The sequence below is a fragment of the Streptomyces caniferus genome, assembly GCF_009811555.1.
Lineage (GTDB): Bacteria > Actinomycetota > Actinomycetes > Streptomycetales > Streptomycetaceae > Streptomyces > Streptomyces caniferus.
Genome location: NZ_BLIN01000003.1, coordinates 1,059,519 through 1,076,082, shown reverse-complemented (window position 1 = coordinate 1,076,082; position 16,564 = coordinate 1,059,519). Strand labels below are relative to the sequence as shown.

The window sequence follows — 16,564 nt, the reverse complement described above, 5'->3', positions numbered from 1 at the left end:
TGTTGCAGCCCTCCGCGACCGCGGCCGCCCCCGGCTCACCCCGTTTCCTCTTCCTCGTCCGCCGTCAGCAGGATCACCTCCAGCGTCCGCGGCCCGTGCACCCCCTCCACCCGGTCGAGTTCGATGTCGCTGGTCGCCGACGGTCCGGAGATCCAGGTCAGCGGACGGTCCGGCGCCAGCCGCGGCAGCGCCTCCGGTACCGAGCCGACCACCTGGCCAGGGACGCGGACGACGCAGAGGTGACGGTCCGGAACCAGAGTGATCCGGCGTCTGCCCTGGTCGGGGTCCGCATCCAGGACGAGGGTGCCGGTCTCCGCGATGGCCACCGCGCAGCCGGTCAGCACACTGTCCACGGCGTCGAGTTCATGAGGTGTGCTGGATACGCGGTCCTCGACGCGGGTGACGTCCGCGCCGGCCGTCCATGAGGCGTCCAGGCCCGGCGGCACCAGCACCGTCCGCGCCCCGCGCTCGGCCAGCAGCCGCCCGATCAGCCCCGGCAGTCCCTCGGCATCCGTACGGTGCACGATCGCCCGGTAGTCCGCGAGATTCTCCGCGAGCAGCTCGACGGTCTGCGCGCGCGTCCGGGACCCGTGCACCCGGCGGTAGTCCCGTGCCACCGGCGGACCGTCCGGCCCCTCGCCGCGCGGCACATCCGTCAGCGCCTGCCGCACCCGTGCCAACACCACGTCCCGGCTGCTCACTTGCCGCCCCCTTCGTGCTTCGGCGAGGTGCCACGGGTGCGCTGCCACCAGTCGCGGAAGGACTCGGCAGGCACCGCGGGCAGATCGCGCGTCCGCGACCAGGCGCGGCCCGGCCCCGGCAGCCGCCGCGGATGCAGCCGGCGGGTACGGGCCGCCAGCCGCATCCCGGCACGCAGCACGCCCGGATGGTCGAAGGCCCACCCCGCCGCGCGCATCGTGGCCCGCTCGGCGGCATGTCCCCTGGCCGGTCTGAGGACGGTGCGCGCCCCGCCCCGGGTGACCGGCCCGCCCTCCACGACCCGCTCCCGCAGATGCACCAGCACCTCGGGGATGTCGATGGCGACCGGACACACCTCGTAGCAGGCCCCGCACAGCGACGAGGCATATGGCAGTGACGCTTCCAACGAGCCTGCCAGTCCCCGTAGTTGGGGCGTGAGAATGGCGCCGATCGGGCCGGGGTAGGGCGAGCCGTACGCATGCCCGCCGGCCCGCTCGTACACCGGGCAGACGTTCAGACAGGCCGAGCAGCGGATGCAGCGCAACGCCTGCCGCCCGACGGTATCGGCGAGGGTGTCGGTGCGCCCGTTGTCGAGCAGCACCAGATGGAAGGTCTGCGGTCCGTCGCCGTCCGTGGTGCCGGTCCAGGTGGAGGTGTAGGGATTCATCCGCTCGGCAGTGGAGGAACGGGGCAGCAGCTGCAGAAAGACCTCCAGATCCTGCCAGGCCGGCACCACCTTCTCGATGCCGACGACGGAGATCAGCGTCTCCGGAAGGGTCAGGCACATCCGGCCGTTGCCCTCGGACTCCACCACGACGAGGGTGCCGGTCTCCGCGACCATGAAGTTGGCCCCCGAGATCCCGACCTTCGCGGACAGGAACTTCTCCCGCAGGTGCAGCCGGGCCGCCTCGGCCAGCTCGGCGGGGGAATCGGTCAGCCCGTCCGGCGCCGGGCGACCCCAAGAGGCCATCTCACGGCGGAAGATGTCGCGGATCTCGGAGCGGTTGCGGTGGATCGCCGGGACCAGGATGTGCGACGGCAGATCGTGGCCGAGCTGCACGATCAGCTCGGCCAGATCCGTCTCGTACGCCCGGATACCGGCCTCGGCCAGCGCCTCGTTCAGCCCGATCTCCTGCGTCGCCATCGACTTGACCTTGACGACCTCCGTTTCGCCGGTCTCCCGCACCAGCCGGGTGACGATCCGGTTGGCCTCGTCGGCGTCGACCGCCCAGTGGACCTGCCCGCCCGCGGCGATGACCGCCGCCTCCAGTTGCTCCAGATAGTGGTCGAGATGGCGCAGCGTACGGTCCTTCACCGCGGCGCCCGCGGCCCGTAGCTGCGCCCAGTCGTCCAGCTCCGCGACGGCCTTGGCGCGCTTGTCGCGGATGGTGCGGGTGGCATGGGTGAGGTTGGCGCGCAACTGCGTATCGCGGGTGGATGCGGCAGCGGCCCGGGGGAACGCCGGCATGCCCAGGTAGGTGCCGCTCACCACGGACTCCCTTCGGTACTGGCCAGGATCTCGGCGATATGGACGGGGCGGACCGTCGCACCCTGGCGGGTGAGGGTGCCGCCGATGTGCAGGAGACAGGAGTTGTCGACGGTGCAGACCGCCTCGGCGCCGGTGCCGAGGATGTGGCGGACCTTGTCGGCGCCCATCGCCGCCGACACCGCCGGGTTCTTCACCGCGAACGTGCCGCCGAACCCGCAGCACTCCTCGGCCCCCGGCAGCTCGCGCAGCTCCAGCCCCTCGACGTGCTCCAGCAGCCGTCGCGGCCGGTCGCCCAGGCCCAGCATCCGCAGTCCGTGGCAGGTGGGGTGGTAGGTGACGGTGTGCGGGTAGCAGGCGCCGACGTCCTCCACCTTCAGCACATCCACCAGGAACTCGGTCAGCTCGTACATCTTGGGCACCGCGACCGCCGCCGCGTCGACGAGTCCCCGGCCACGTCCCTCGGCGGCCGCCTTCGCGCCGATCCGCGGATAGTTGTCGCGCACCATCGCCGCACAGGAGCCGGACGGGGTGACCACGTACTCGTAGTCCCTGAAGGCCCGGTCGAAGCGGCGCACCAGTGGTTCCGTCGCATGCCGGTAGCCGGTGTTGAACTGAGGCTGGCCGCAGCAGCTCTGCTCGACGGGGAAATCGACCTCCACCCCCAGCCGCTCCAGCAGCGTCACCACCGCCTGGCCCGTCCGCGGATGGAGCGCGTCGTTGATACAGGTGACGAACAGTGCTACACGCACGTTGCCATCTCCTTTCGGCCGCTACGGACCCTGGCGGCCATCCGCTTCCGCGGTACATGATCACCTGTCGGCTCATCCTGCCCCAGCAGCAGGCCGAGGAGAAGAACCGGGAGCGGAGGACCATGTCGAACGCCGAACACCTTGCCCAGGGCCGGGCGCCGAACGCTGTCCGCCCGCCGTCACGCCTGCGGCAGCTCGCCGCGGCCTCCGTCGGCAACGCCGTCGAGTGGTACGACTGGTACGCGTACTCCTTCCTCGCGGTCTACTTCGCGGGGCAGGTCTTCCCCGAGGGCGCGGGCAACTCCCTGGTGCCGCTGCTCTCCACCTTCGCCGTCTTCGCGGTCGGCTTCTTCATGCGCCCGGTCGGCGGACTGCTCATGGGGGCGATAGCCGACCGCCGCGGCCGGCGGACCGCACTGACCCTGACCATCCTGCTGATGGGCGGCGGCAGCCTGCTGGTCGCGCTCACCCCCACCTACGCGGCCACCGGTCTGCTGGCCCCCGTCGTCCTGGTCGTCGCCCGTCTGGTGCAGGGCCTGTCGGTGGGTGGCGAGTTCGCGGCCTCCACGACCTTCCTCGTCGAGTCGGCGGGCCCCGGCAGGCGCGGACTGTTCTCCAGCTTCCAGTACGTGTCCACGACCCTCGGCCAGTTGCTCGCCTCCGGGACCGCGGCGCTGCTCGCCGCGCTGCTCACCGAGCGGCAGATGGGGGAGTGGGGCTGGCGGGTGGCGTTCCTCGGCGGCGCGCTGCTGAGCCTGCTGGGGCTGTGGATCCGGCGCGGCGCCCAGGAGACCCGCAGCGCCGAACAGCAGGCTGCCGACCGGCCCGGGCTCTTCGAGGCGCTGCGCCGCCACCCCCGCCAGTCGCTGCTCATCTGCGGCATCACCGCGGGCGGCACCATCGCCTACTACACATGGACGACCTACCTGCCCACCTACGCGCAGGTCAACGCGGGTTTCGACAAGGGCGATTCGCTCACCGTCGGCACCCTCTCGCTCGCCTTCTTCGCCCTGCTCCAGCCGCTGGGCGGCATGCTCTCGGACCGCATCGGCCGCAAACCACTGCTGCTCGGCTTCTCACTGGGTTTCGCCGTCCTGGCCGTACCGCTGCTGCACCTGGTCACCGACGCGTTCGCCTCGCTGCTGCTGGTGCAGTGCGCGGGCATGGTGCTGCTCACCGGCTACACCGCCGTCGCCGCGGCCGTGAACGCCGAGGTGTTCCCCGCGCGGGTGCGTGCCGCCGGCATCGGCTTCCCGTACTCGCTCACCGTGGCCCTCTTCGGCGGCACGGCCCCGTACGTCGGCACCTGGTTCAAGCAGGCCGGCCACCCCGACCTCTTCCCCTGGTACGTGGCCGGGCTGTGCCTCGTCTCGTTCCTCGTCTATCTGACGCTCCCCGAGACCTCCCGCCAGAAGCTGGAGACGTAGCCCGGCGGAACAAGGGCCGCGGAAGCCGGCGACCCATCCGGCCGGACACGGGAAAGCGCCGCCCCTCCCGGGACGGGGAGGGGCGGCGCCTTGGGGATGAGGTCTGTCAGACGAGCCAGCCCACGAGGTGGAGGACGTGGGCCAAGAGAGCGGTGAGGATGTCCATCGGGATCTTCTCCTTGAAGTTGTGGGACTCAACTCCCCGGCCCAGCAAGGGGTTTGGACCGGAGGCGTGGTAACGGTCTGCAGCCCGCCGCTCGCGCCCCGTCATCATCGCCGGTTGCAATGAGTCAATTGAAGCCCTTCCCTTTTCGATCATGTGCACCGGCGAACAGGTGCTCCCGGGGGCAGGCGTTCGCCTTAGGGGGCCTGTGAGGAGGGGATTTGTGGGGTTTTGTCGCATGACGAATACCGCGGCGCACACGGCGGAGTGCGGGCCTATCGAGGTGCCGGGCTCCAGGCATGTCGAAGTACCGAGCTTCGGGCATGCCGAGGTGCCGGACTCCGGGATGTCGAGTGCCGGAGTCCGGGCCTGCCGCCCGTCGCGTACGCGGCCCCGCCGTGAATCTCCCCGCCTCGCCCTAGGAGGCGAGGCTGCCGGCCAACTCCGTCGCCGCATCGGCCGGTCGGGAGGCCGTCGCGGCGATCAGCCGACGGATGTCGCCGACCGCGGCACGTCCCGCGCGGTTGGCGCCGATGGTGCTCGCCGACGGCCCGTAACCGACGAGATGGACCCGCGGATCGCGCAGGGTGCGGGTGCCGTCCATCCGGATGCCGCCGCCCGGCTCGCGCAGGTGCAGCGGGGCGAGATGGTCGACGGCCGCGCGGAATCCCGTCGCGTAGAGGATCACATCGGCCTCGACCGCGCGCCCGTCGTCCCAGCTCACGCCCGTGGGGGTGAGGCGCGCGAAGAGCGGCAGCCGCTCCAGCACACCGCCCTCCCGGGCCCGCCGGACGGCCTCGGTCATCTGCAGCCCGGTCACGCTCACCACGCTCCGCGGCGGCAGCCCCTGCCGCACCCGCTCCTCCACCAGGGCGACCGCGGCCCGGCCCCGCTCCGCGTCGAACGGTCCCTCGCGGAACACCGGCGGCCGGCGCGTCACCCAGGTCGTGGCGGCGGCGACCGGCGCGATCTCCATCAACTGCTGTACGGCAGAGGTCCCGCCGCCGACCACCACGATCCGTGCGCCGCGGAAATCCTCCGGCCCCCGGTACTCGGAGCTGTGCAGTTGCCGGCCGCCGAACATCTCCTGTCCGGGGAACCGCGGCCAGAACGGCCGGTCCCAGGTCCCGGTCGCATTGATCAGAGCCCGCGCCGCATAGTCCCCTTCCGACGTCGCGACCAGCAGGCGGCCTCTCCCCAGGGTTCCGGCAGGATCCGTCCAGGGAGGAGGCCCACCGCCCTCGCGGACGGCCATCACGTTCACCGGCCGGTGCACCCGCAGCCCGAAGGTCCGCTCGTACCTCTCGAAGTACGCGCCGATCACCTCGGACGACGGGCGCAGCGGATCGGCGCCGGTCAGCTCCATGCCCGGCAGCGCATGCATCCCATGCACCTTCTCGAACGTCAGCGTGGGCCACCGGAACTGCCAGGCACCGCCGGGGCGCGGGGAGTGGTCGAGCACCACGAAGTCCCGGTCCGGCTCGAAGCCGACCCGCCGCAGATGAAAGGCGGCGGCCAGTCCGGCCTGCCCGGCGCCGACCACCACGACCTCGACCTCACGCACCCCGGTGTAGTTCATGTTTCACCTAACTCGGGGGAGGGCGGTTGTCTTCCCGTGGCTCCGTGGGGCCGCCGTCCCACAGAGCCACGAAGCGCCGAGGCCACGGCGTACCGCTCAGCGGCCCCCGGCGATCAGCAGCGGCGCCCCGCCCGGAGCGGACGCCGGCCGGCCATTCGCCGCCGGTACGCCGTCCAGCGGAGCGGGGCCCGCGTCCAGCAGCCCGCGGGCGGCGAGCTCCGGCCGTACGCCCTCCCCGAACCAGTACGCCTCCTCCAGATGCGGATAGCCGGAGAGCACGAAGTGCTCAATGCCCAGGGAGTGGTACTCCTCGATCCGGTCGGCCACCTCGGCATGGCTGCCGACCAGCGCGGTGCCTGCCCCGCCGCGTACCAGGCCGACGCCCGCCCACAGATTGGGCGAGATCTCCAGCTTGTCGCGCGAACCGCCGTGCAGCGCCAGCATCCGCTGCTGACCCACCGACTCGCTCTTGCCCAGCGCCTGTTGCGCGGCCGCGACCGTCGCCGGATCGAGGTCGTCGAGCAGCCGGTCGGCGGTCGCCCAGGCCTCCTTGGAGGAGTCCCGGGAGATCGTGTGCAGCCGGATGCCGAACCGGACCGTACGCCCTTCCTTCTCCGCCAGCCCACGGATCCAGTCGATCTTCTGCTTGACCTCCTCGGGCGGCTCGCCCCAGGTGAGGTACACATCCACATTCCGGGCGGCGACCGGCCCCGCGGCAGCGGACGAGCCACCGAAGAAGATCTGCGGCAGCGGGTCCGGCGGCAGCGCCGTCAGACCGCCCTCGACCTGATAGTGCTCGCCCTGGAAGTCGAACGGCTTGCCGCCCCACACACCGCGTACGACCTGCAGGAACTCATCCGTACGGGCATACCGTCGATCATGGTCGAGATGATCGCCGAACCTCCTCTGCTCGGTCGAATCGCCCCCGGTCACCACATTCAGCAGCAGCCGCCCGCGCGAGATCCGCTGATACGTCGCGGCCATCTGCGCCGCCAGCACCGGCGAGATCACCCCCGGCCGGAAGGCCACCAGGAACTTCAGCCGCTCGGTGACCTGGGTGAGCGCCACCGTCGTCAGCCAGGCGTCCTCGCACCATGTACCGGTCGGCGTGAGCACCGCCTCGAACCCCAACTGCTCGGCGGCCTTGGCGATCTGGGCCAGATACTCGATGTCCGGGGCGCGTACCCCGCTGACCGGGGTGATGCGGTCCCGCCGGATGCCGCCGTCGGTGTAGGCGTGCCGGTCGACGAGGGTCCGCCCGTCGCCGCCGGTCGGCAGGAACCAATGCAGGTGTACGGACATCTCAGTGAGCCTTTCCATAGGTACGCGGCGCCGTGACGGAAGGCGGCAGGTCACCGTTGAAACGGGGGTCGACGAACTTCCCGAAGTCGAACGAGCGGGGAATCAGCTTCACCGCCGCGAACGAGTCGACGATCTGCTGCTCGGAGGCGATGGCGGCCTTGTCCACGGCGACCGCGACCGCCGTGCCCCGGGTGCGCTTGACCGCGTCCAGCGCCACCTTGTCCGGCAGCCCGGTCTCCTTCGCCCAGGCCTTCGCCCAGACGCCGGGGTGCTTGAACACCCAGTTCTGCGCCCGTCGCAACCGGTCCGTGTAGTCCTTCAACGCCGCTGATTTCTTCTTGTCGTGCAGGGCGGCAGGCGCGGCCACCTGGAAGCTCAGCCCGTTGACGACCCCTTGCCCGGTGGTCAGCACCCGCGCATCGGCCTGATCCAGGGCCTGCGAGCTGTACGGGTCCCACACCGCCCAGGCATCCACCTTCCCCCGGGTGAACGCGGCGAGCGCATCGGCCGGCTGCAGGTAGTTGAGCGTGACGTCCTTCGGGGTCAGCCCGGCCTTCTTCAGCGAGGCGATGAGCTGGTATTGCGCGGAACTGCCCTGGGCCACGGCGATCGACTTGCCCTTCAGCTGCGCCGGCCGCTTGAGCGGGGAGCCCTTCTTCACCAGGATCGTTTCGCCGTCCGACCTGCTGTGCGTCCCGGCGATCACCTTGATCTTCGACTTCGCCGCGGCGGCAAACACCGGTGGGGTGTTGCCGACCCCGCCGACATCCACCGCTCCCGCGTTGATCGCCTCCAGCAGCGGCGGCCCCGAGGTGAAGGTCGACCACTTGATCTTGTACGGAAGGTCGTCCAACTCGCCGGCGGCCCGCAGCAGCGCTTCCGAACCACCTTTCTGGTCCCCGACATTGAGCGTCAGCGACCCCTTGCCGTCGGTCCCGCTACCGGTACCCCCACCGGCCCCCTTGGCACCCGACGAACCATCGCAGGCGGCCAGCAGCAGAGTGAGCGGAAGCAGCAGGGCGGCAGGGGCGATATGGCGTGCTCTCATGGGGCGTCCGTTTCGTTCTTGGGGTGGGGCGGGTGCGCGGGGGAGTGGGCAGAGGGAGGAACGGGAGAGGGAACGGGGGAGGGAGGGAAGGGAGAGGGAACGGGGGAGGGAATTCGGAGCGATCGGAGCAGGCGGCGGCGTGGCCCTGACGGCTGGTTCTCCGCCGCGTCTTCCATGGCGGGGTCGCACGGTTCGCGACGGCACTCCAGATAGCAGTCCAGATGGCAGTTCAGGCAGCAGTCCAGGCGGCAGTCCGGACGGCAGTTCAGACGGCGGCGGGGGAGGTGCGGACCGTCTCGGCGCCGACGGTTTCCGGCACCCCTGCGGTCTCTCCCGAACGGTCACCGCCCTCCTCTGAGCGGTCATCGACCTCCTCGCCGTCCACTCTTGCGTCGGTGTCCTGGCCTTCCGCGCCGTCCACGCCGAGCCGGTCGAGCAACCGGGCCCGCAACGCACCGAAGCGCGGATCGGAGAGGGCACGCGGCCGCGGCAGATCCACCGTGGTCTCGTACGCGATCCGGCCGCCCTCCATCACCAGCGCCCGGTCCGAGAGCAGCAGGGCCTCCTCCACGTCATGAGTGACCAGCAGCACCGCGCAACCGCGCTCCTGCCACAGCTCGGCCACCAGCCGCTGGGCCTTGATCCGGGTCAGCGCGTCGAGGGCACCGAACGGCTCGTCGAGCAACAGCAGATCGGGCTCCCGCACCAGCGCACGGGCGAGTGATGCCCGCTGCGCTTCTCCGCCGGAGAGCGTCTTGGGCCAGGCATCCGCTCGATGGCCGAGACCGACCTCCTCCAACGCCCTTACGGCAACGCCGCGTTCCTGTCGTCCCGGGAGCCCCAGCAGTACATTCCGCCAGACCCGCTTCCAGGGCATCAGCCGCGGCGCCTGAAACGCCACGGCCTTGCGGCGCGGCACCAGCACCTCGCCGTCGATCTCCTGGTCCAGTCCGGCCAGGACCCGCAGCAAGGTCGATTTGCCGCAGCCGCTGCGCCCGAGCAACGCCACGAACTCGCCGGGCCGGATGGACAGATGGAGATCGTCGATGACGGCCTTTCCGCCGAAGGCCCGCACCAATCCGCTGACCTGTACGGCGGCATCGGGGGCCGCGGTGGGTGTGGGGGCCGCGGTCGGCGCGACCGGCCGTCCCTGCTCGGTAGCGGTCACTGGCCCGTGAACGTCGGTCGCCATTGCAGCAGCAGCCTTTCGAGGGTACGGACGAGGAAGTCGGCGATGAGCCCGAGGATCGCGTAGACCACCAGGCACACCACGATCACGTCGGTGCGGAAGAATTCCCTGGCCTGGTTCATCAGAAAGCCGAGGCCGTCATCGGCGTTGACCTGCTCACCGAAGACCAGCGCGAGCCACGCGGTGGCCAGCGAATAGCGCAGCCCGGTCATCGCGCCCGGAAGCGCGCCGGGCAGCACCACATGCCGGATCAGACCCCACCGGCTCAGCCCCAGCGACTGCCCGGCCTCCACCAACTGGGGATCAACGCCACGGATTCCGGCATAGACATTCAGATACAGATGGAACGCCACACCCAGCGAGATCAACGCAATCTTGGGTGCCTCGCCGATGCCCAGCCAGATGATGAACAGCGGAATCACGCCCACCCAGGGAATGGAGCGCAGCATCTGCACGGTCGCGTCGACCAGATCCTCACCGAGCCGTGAAAGCCCCGACGCGAGCGCCAATGCCACACCGATCAGGCCGCCCAACAGCAGCCCGACCGCGACCCGTTGCAGCGAGACCAGCATCGCCGACGGCAGTGTTCCGTCCGAGACCAGGTCCCCGGCGGTGGCGGCGATGGTCCCGGGAGACGCCAGAATGTCGGACTCCAGCGCGCCGGTCGCACTGAGCACCTGCCACAGCACCAACAGTCCGAGGGGCCCCACGGTACGTCGCACCCACCGCGGCACCGACCATCGCCGACCGGCGACCGGATCGACACGAACGAGCTTCAGTCCCTCGGAGCCGGCCGCGGACTTCACCCCCACCCCCTCACCTTTCGCAAGAGACGGCGGCGCTGCTTCAGCGGGTATGTCGGGCGGCGCATGGCGAGCCACGGCCTGATCGAGAGTCATGAATGCTCCACGAGGAGGGGCGAGGGAAGCGGAGAGCGGAGAGAAGAGAGGTGGGGAGGAAAAGCGGGGCGGAGGAGACGAGACGCAGAGAAGTGAGGACAGACGGATCCGAGCCAGGTGCAAGCCCGACCGACCGCACGACGACACAGCGCCCAACACGGCAGTAACCCGGCAACACGGAAACCGGAAACACGCCCACGCACGAAGACGCATCAATCCGAGCAGCAACCAAAGCCGACAACCGGCATCCGAACCCGAACCCGAACCCGAATCCGACAACGCAAACCAGCGACGCGCAGACCAGCGACACGTAAACCGTCAACGGGCCAGCCGACGACAGCGAATCCGGCAACAACAGACCCATCTGCCACGGCCGCCGGGAAACGAACCAAAGGTCACCAGAGCCGGCCGACCAAAGCAGAGAGGGTGAAAACCCGGAATCAGCCGCGCAGAACCGCAGGCCGCACGAGACCGTCAAGCATCGCGCCTCAGGAAACCTGGAACGCCCTCAGCAACGGCAAAGACGATGGCAATCGCAACTGCGGCGCAACGGCATCAACAACAGCCGCCGCGGCGACACGCGGCAGAGGCCACCCGCAGCAGGTCGATGTGACCGCGCGTGGTGAGCAGGGCTGATGTAGACATGCCGCTGAACGTAGCGGTGCGCTGAGAGAGGGGTCAAACGGCATCTCGGCTGGTGGACCTTTGTTGCCGGAGTATGGAGGCAGCATTGCGGGAAGGGCCGTGGGGTTGCGGACAAGGGCACACCGTCCGTACGAAAATGAACGCATGAGCACCGCATTCACCACCCGCACCCTTGACGTCACCACCGGCTCGGCGGAGACCGTCGCCGACCTCACCGCCGACTGCGCCGCGTTCCTCCGCGAAACGGCAGACGGCCGCGACGGCCTGCTGAATATCTTCGTCCCGCACGCCACCGCCGGCATCGCCATCCTGGAAACCGGCGCAGGCAGCGACGAAGACCTCCTGGCCGCCCTGCACGACCTCCTCCCCGCCGACAACCGCTGGCACCATCGCCACGGCAGCCCCGGCCACGGCCGCGACCACGTCCTCCCCGCCCTCGTCCCACCCCACGCCACCCTCCCGGTCATCGCGGGCCACCTCGCCCTCGGCACCTGGCAGTCCGTCTGCCTCGTCGACACAAATATCGATAATACGGACCGTCAGGTCCGGTTGAGCTTCCTCGGTTAGGGCGACGCTTCAGCGAGACTGTAGAGATGTAGTCCGGCCGCGCCAAACGATCCGTGGAAGACCGTTGAGTAGCCGTCTTCGGCTCCTTTGTCCGCAATCACGGAGACTTCCTGCGAAGGCCCCGCGAGCGCTTCTCCGGACTCGCCGTCCCAGAACGCGGCGTCCGGGCAACTCGCGCTCGCAGAGGCCCCGCCACAAGCGGTCGGCCACACCAGCGCACCTCTGCGAGCCCGACAGCTCCATTGCCCCGATCGTCCGGTTGATGTCGTTCTCGGACGCGGTGGAGGAGTTCCAGCGCCTGGAATGAACTCTGGCCGAGCCCGGCCATGGTGAGCTGCGGATCGCCGGTGGCGTCCGCCCACGTGCGTGTGGAGGGCTCGGTGTGCGCTGGGTACTCGGCGACCGCCCGTCTCTGCTCAGGTGGCACCGTGATGGCGTGTGCGGTGGCGCTGGGCCTTGGCCCGGTTGCCACACAGTGCCATCGAGCACCAGCGCCTTTCCCCCTTGCGTGAAGTGTCGACGAAATGCAGCACACAGGGCGGATTGGCACACTTCCGTACGCGCCCCGGTGCCTCGGTCATCACACGGGCCAGGTCGCGTGCGCACATCCAGGCGGCATAGCGTGCCGGGTCCGCTACCTCTGGTGTTTCGACCGTCCCTTCGGCGTCGAGGGACAGCCTGATGCGTCCGTGATCGAGGATGCGGTTCAGGGCGGCCGTGTCTGAGGGATCTGCCACCGTAGCGGCGAGGGCGGACCGGGCCTCACGCAGGTGACGGCGAACGTCTGCCACAGCAGCCCCCGTGTCCAGGCCGTGCTTGTCCAGCCAGGCCAGGGTGAGCGCGTCCTCCTCCAGCAGGTCGTATTCGTCCGTCCCTGCCAGCCACCGCGTATTGAGGACATCGGCGGCCAGCGGCTCTTCCGTGAGAGGGCGTCCGGGCCACCCACGCGCCTCCAGCTGAGCCGTCAACGCGGTCTCGCTCTGCTGCATCACGATCACTACATCTCCTGGGTAACCACTCAAGCTCACTTGACAGGTTAGCAGAGGCGTGCTCTCCTCGAATCGAGCTAACCAGTAAAAGCGTCCGAAGGGGTTACGATGTTGTTGAAGCGTCGACATGTTGCGCTTCTGGCGGGGCTTGCCTGCATGACCGCAGCCTTCGGCGTGAACTTTGCAGCCGGCGCCCTGTTCCCCTTCCTCGCTGCCGAGCACGGATGGAGCGCGGCAGCCTTGGGCGCCGTCGCGGGCCTCAACACGGCGCTCACCGGGCTTCTGCAGCCACTCGTGGGCCGGGCAGTGGATGCGTGGGGCGCTCGCAGGGTCCTGCTCATCGGCATGTCTTTGCTGGTCGCGGCCCAGATGCTGCTGTCGGTGACGTCGCAGCTGTGGCAGTTCGCGCTGGCTTACGGCGTTCTCGGCGCCGCGGGTTTCGCCGCCTCCAGCACGCCGCCCGTTTCCGCGCTGGTGAGCCGTTGGTTCCCACACCGGAAGGCGTCAGCTCTGACGATCATCACCGCCGGTATCAACCTCGGACAGCTGCTCGTCGTACCGGCAGCGGCCTTCCTCGCCGGTGTGGAGGGCATCCCGACGTCCTACACCTTCCTCGGAGCGGGCGCCGCCGTGCTGGTCATCCCTCTGCTGCTGGCAACACCCACAGAGCCTCCCGTCGCGTCCGCTCCCTCCGCACCCGCGAAGGCGACCAGCGCGGCGGCACGGTCGGGCTCCCTGACGCTGACCATCACCTTCGGCCTGCACGCTCTCTCGCTGTACATGGTCATGCTGGCCCTGCCTCAGTACGCGATTGACCACGGCACAGCCCCGGCCGCCAGCGGAAACCTGGCAGCGCTCGCCGCCGCCGCAAGCCTCGCAGCCATGATCGCCACCGGCGTCCTGCTGCGCCGTGCAGCACCCCGCAGCCTGCTGTACGCACTTCATGCACTGCGTACGCTCGCGCTGCTCCTGCTGGCCTTCGCGCCCGGCCCCGCCTTGGTTCTCGCCGGAACAGTCCTGTTCGGTCTCTCCAGCTTTGCGACCATCCCCCTCACGGTCGCAGCACTCACCGAGAAGACCCCTGCAAGCCGGCTGGGCCGGTCGATGGCGCGCGCATGGCTCGTCCATCAGACGGCCGCAGCCCTTGGTGTCGCCGCCGGCGGCGCCGTGCACGCCTGGACGGGCAGCTACACCCCGCTGCTCGCCGGCATCGCCGCGGCACCGCTTCTTGCCCTGGTGCTGTTGTTGCGCAGCCGCACGGCCGACTCCGACGCCGGCGCCACGACGCAGCCGGCCCCCACCCACACTTCCGACACCCCTGTGCCGGATCTCCCCACCAGCCTGACAACGGAAGGCATGTCATGACCACCCACCACAAGTTCGCCGACATCGAAGGCCAGACGGTCTTCTACCGCGAGGCCGGACCCGCCGATGCCCCCACCCTGGTCCTGCTCCACGGCTTCCCGACCAGCTCACACATGTTCCGCGAGCTGATCCCCGCCCTCGCCGACCGCTACCACGTCATCGCACCGGACCACATCGGCTTCGGACGCAGCTCCGCCCCCTCCGCCGACACGTACGAGTACACCTTCGACAACCTCACCGCCGTCACACTCGCACTGCTCGACCATCTCGGGGTGCAGAACTTCGCCCTGTACATCCAGGACTACGGCGCACCCATCGGCCTCAAGATCGCCCAGGCCCACCCCGACCGGGTGACCGCGATCATCACCCAGTCCGGCAACGCCTACACCGAAGGCTTCACCCCCTTCTGGGAGCCGCTGTTCGCCTACGCCACCGAGCCGGGCCCCGACACCGAGCCCGCCGTGCGCGCCCTGCTGACCGCCGATGCCACGCACTGGCAGTACACCCACGGTGTCAAGGACACCACCCTCATCAGTCCCGACACCTGGACGCACGACCAGGCACTTCTCGACCGGCCCGGCAACGCCGAGATCCAGCTCGCTCTCTTCCGCGACTACAAGAACAATCTCGACGCCTACCCCGCCTTCCAGGAGTACTTCCGCACCACCCAGGTGCCCCTGCTGGCCGTCTGGGGCCGCAACGACGAAATCTTCGGCCCTGACGGAGCCGAGGCCTACCGTCGCGATCTGCCCGACGCCGAGATCCACCTCCTGGACGCCGGCCACTTCGCCCTCGAAGACCAGCTCGACACCATCGCCGGCTACATCCGCGGCTTCCTCGGACGCGTCCTGAACTAACAAACCGCCGCGCTGGGCAGGCCGGCACCCGCCGGCCTGCCCACCCCACACCGCCGCTGCCCGACTGCGCGCCGCACGCCGACACGTCAATTCACCACGCTGCAACCACCAAGGAGAGCGCATGCCTCAGCACTACGCACGCATCGCCTTCACCGACGAGGTCAAAGAAACACAGCAGGCGAACGGCAGCAGACGCGCCATGCAGCGGTTCGAGGAAGCCGACTTCGCCAACGACGCCCTGGGACCCGCCGAAGAACAGTTCATCGCCGAACGAGACGGCTTCTACCTCGCCACCGCCAGCAGCAGCGGATGGCCCTACGTGCAGTACCGGGGCGGCCCCCCCCCCAGGATTCGTGCACGTCATCGACGAGACCACACTCGCCTGGGCCGAACTGCGAGGAAACCGGCAGTACATCAGCCACGGCAACCTCACCACGGACAAGCGGGCCTCTGTGTTCCTCATGGACTACGCCCGTCAGCAGCGCCTGAAAATCTTCGGCAGCATCCAACTCCTCGATCCGGACCATCACCCCGAACTCCGCGCCCGGACCATGCCCTCAACCCCACGCACCCAGCTCCAGCGGCTCGCGCTGCTGCACGTCCACGCCTACGACTGGAACTGCCCACAGCACATCACCCCCCGGTACACCGCAGCCGAGCTTCAGGAGACCTTGATCCCGGTGCGAGAAGAACTCCAACGCTTGAGAACCGAGAACGACAGCCTGCGCTCGGAGTTGGCCCGCCGCGCCACCTGAGCAACAGATTTCCCTCTTCGGGAAGGTGATCGTCGCAGCAGGGACCTCGGCGACGAGAGGACGTGAGTGGCCGAACCAGGCTTGGGTTGCCTTGACGGAGGTTGGCGGATACCAATATCGATAATGTCAACCGTCAGGTGCGGCTGAGCTTCCTGGGCTGACCAAGATCGTCCTGGGGGTGGCCGCGAAATCTCCGTATCCTGCGTGCCCGAAACGGAGAGACCTTGCGCGGTACGGACCTGGACATGATCGAACGCCCCTACGGCGGATGCGGAAAGTGCCTGCTCGGCGTGCGGCGGCTGTCCCGTATGAAGCCGGCCACGTCGCCCCCCGGAGCGTCAACGGGAGGACGTGCTGACAGCCGCGGCATCTGTCGGCGGGCACATCATCGGCTGGGCCGACGACTGGGAGGTGTCGGGAGCCACGGACCCGGTCACCCGGCCCAAGCTCGGGCCGTGGCTTCGTGACGAGCGGAGGCCGTATGACGGCCACGTCGCCGCAGCGGTCGACTGGCTCGGCCGCAACATCGTTGACTGCCTGAACACCGGCTACAAGATGCGTGACGAGGGAAAGCTGCTCGTTACGTATGGCCACGACGGCCCCTGGGACCTCGACGACGCCACTGACGAGAATCGCTTCACCATGGAGGCGTGGGGCGCCCAGATGGAACTGCGCGCCATCCAGCGCCGGAATCGAAACGCCACCGTCAAGACGCGTGCTGCCGGACGGCCCATGCCTCCACCGTGATCAGGTCGTCGCCCGCCGCATCCTTGGTGCAGGCAACGAGGGAGCGGTTCCGGGCCGACCGCGAGACCGGCCTGTACGACGCGGCTGTACGTAGT

At 69.3% G+C, this 16,564-nt stretch carries 16 protein-coding genes; 6 read left to right on the top strand and 10 right to left on the bottom strand.

What is annotated here, in order from left to right; translation table 11 throughout:
• Positions 1-35: 35 nt before the first annotated feature.
• The 3 genes from Scani_RS13425 to Scani_RS13415 are packed head-to-tail and all read right to left on the bottom strand — an operon-like array spanning position 36 to position 2,937.
• The gene (locus tag Scani_RS13425; RefSeq protein ID WP_159474301.1) at positions 36-701 is read right to left on the bottom strand and encodes a LutC/YkgG family protein; all 666 of its coding nucleotides are present in this window, start codon (positions 699-701) and stop codon (positions 36-38) included.
• Positions 698-2,188, bottom strand: a complete 1,491-nt coding sequence (locus Scani_RS13420; RefSeq protein WP_159474298.1) for a lactate utilization protein B — start codon at positions 2,186-2,188, stop codon at positions 698-700. The genes Scani_RS13425 and Scani_RS13420 overlap by 4 nt, the downstream gene beginning before the upstream one ends.
• A complete protein-coding gene (locus tag Scani_RS13415) occupies positions 2,185-2,937 on the bottom strand; it encodes a (Fe-S)-binding protein (protein WP_159474295.1) in 753 nt (250 codons plus the stop codon). Before Scani_RS13415 ends, Scani_RS13420 begins: the two co-directional genes overlap by 4 nt.
• Before the next feature lie 122 nt (positions 2,938-3,059).
• On the opposite strand from Scani_RS13415, the gene Scani_RS13410 reads away from it, so the two are divergent.
• Positions 3,060-4,364 carry an MFS transporter gene (locus tag Scani_RS13410; RefSeq protein WP_159475925.1) on the top strand — a complete coding sequence of 435 codons (1,305 nt, stop codon included), beginning with the start codon at positions 3,060-3,062 and terminating at the stop codon, positions 4,362-4,364.
• 581 nt (positions 4,365-4,945) lie between these two features.
• On the opposite strand, the gene Scani_RS13405 is transcribed toward Scani_RS13410, so the two are convergent.
• From Scani_RS13405 to Scani_RS42120, 6 genes are all read right to left on the bottom strand, one after another.
• Positions 4,946-6,106 carry an NAD(P)-binding domain-containing protein gene (locus Scani_RS13405; protein ID WP_174872674.1) on the bottom strand — a complete coding sequence of 387 codons (1,161 nt, stop codon included), beginning with the start codon at positions 6,104-6,106 and terminating at the stop codon, positions 4,946-4,948.
• 96 nt (positions 6,107-6,202) lie between these two features.
• Positions 6,203-7,408 (bottom strand): LLM class flavin-dependent oxidoreductase, encoded by a 1,206-nt coding sequence (locus Scani_RS13400; RefSeq protein WP_159474292.1) that lies wholly within the window; start codon positions 7,406-7,408, stop codon positions 6,203-6,205.
• Between the two features lies 1 nt (position 7,409).
• Positions 7,410-8,456, bottom strand: a complete 1,047-nt coding sequence (locus tag Scani_RS13395; protein WP_159474289.1) for an ABC transporter substrate-binding protein — start codon at positions 8,454-8,456, stop codon at positions 7,410-7,412.
• Between the two features lie 265 nt (positions 8,457-8,721).
• On the bottom strand, positions 8,722-9,648 hold the full coding sequence (locus Scani_RS13390; protein WP_246295764.1) for an ABC transporter ATP-binding protein: 927 nt from the start codon (positions 9,646-9,648) through the stop codon (positions 8,722-8,724).
• Entirely contained in the window at positions 9,621-10,544 is a 924-nt protein-coding gene (locus tag Scani_RS13385; protein ID WP_174872673.1) for an ABC transporter permease, read from the bottom strand. The genes Scani_RS13390 and Scani_RS13385 overlap by 28 nt, the downstream gene beginning before the upstream one ends.
• Before the next feature lie 555 nt (positions 10,545-11,099).
• On the bottom strand, positions 11,100-11,189 hold the full coding sequence (locus Scani_RS42120; protein ID WP_355780374.1) for a putative leader peptide: 90 nt from the start codon (positions 11,187-11,189) through the stop codon (positions 11,100-11,102).
• A 144-nt stretch (positions 11,190-11,333) separates the two neighbouring features.
• On the opposite strand from Scani_RS42120, the gene Scani_RS13380 reads away from it, so the two are divergent.
• Positions 11,334-11,756: a secondary thiamine-phosphate synthase enzyme YjbQ gene (locus Scani_RS13380; RefSeq protein WP_159474283.1), complete on the top strand. Its 423-nt coding sequence runs from the start codon at positions 11,334-11,336 to the stop codon at positions 11,754-11,756.
• 416 nt (positions 11,757-12,172) lie between these two features.
• On the opposite strand, the gene Scani_RS13375 is transcribed toward Scani_RS13380, so the two are convergent.
• On the bottom strand, positions 12,173-12,745 hold the full coding sequence (locus Scani_RS13375) for a CGNR zinc finger domain-containing protein (RefSeq protein ID WP_159475916.1): 573 nt from the start codon (positions 12,743-12,745) through the stop codon (positions 12,173-12,175).
• Positions 12,746-12,853: 108 nt separating this feature from the next.
• Here Scani_RS13375 and Scani_RS13370 point away from each other — a divergent pair, with 108 nt between their 5' ends.
• From Scani_RS13370 to Scani_RS13355, 4 genes are all read left to right on the top strand, one after another.
• On the top strand, positions 12,854-14,110 hold the full coding sequence (locus tag Scani_RS13370) for an MFS transporter (protein WP_159474280.1): 1,257 nt from the start codon (positions 12,854-12,856) through the stop codon (positions 14,108-14,110).
• The gene (locus tag Scani_RS13365) at positions 14,107-14,967 is read left to right on the top strand and encodes an alpha/beta fold hydrolase (protein ID WP_159474277.1); all 861 of its coding nucleotides are present in this window, start codon (positions 14,107-14,109) and stop codon (positions 14,965-14,967) included. Before Scani_RS13370 ends, Scani_RS13365 begins: the two co-directional genes overlap by 4 nt.
• A gap of 353 nt (positions 14,968-15,320) precedes the next feature.
• Complete coding sequence (locus Scani_RS39940; RefSeq protein ID WP_167538078.1) at positions 15,321-15,722, top strand: hypothetical protein; 402 nt, start codon at positions 15,321-15,323, stop codon at positions 15,720-15,722.
• Positions 15,723-16,073: 351 nt separating this feature from the next.
• Positions 16,074-16,469, top strand: a complete 396-nt coding sequence (locus Scani_RS13355) for a recombinase family protein (protein ID WP_246295762.1) — start codon at positions 16,074-16,076, stop codon at positions 16,467-16,469.
• The last annotated feature ends 95 nt before the right edge of the window (positions 16,470-16,564 follow it).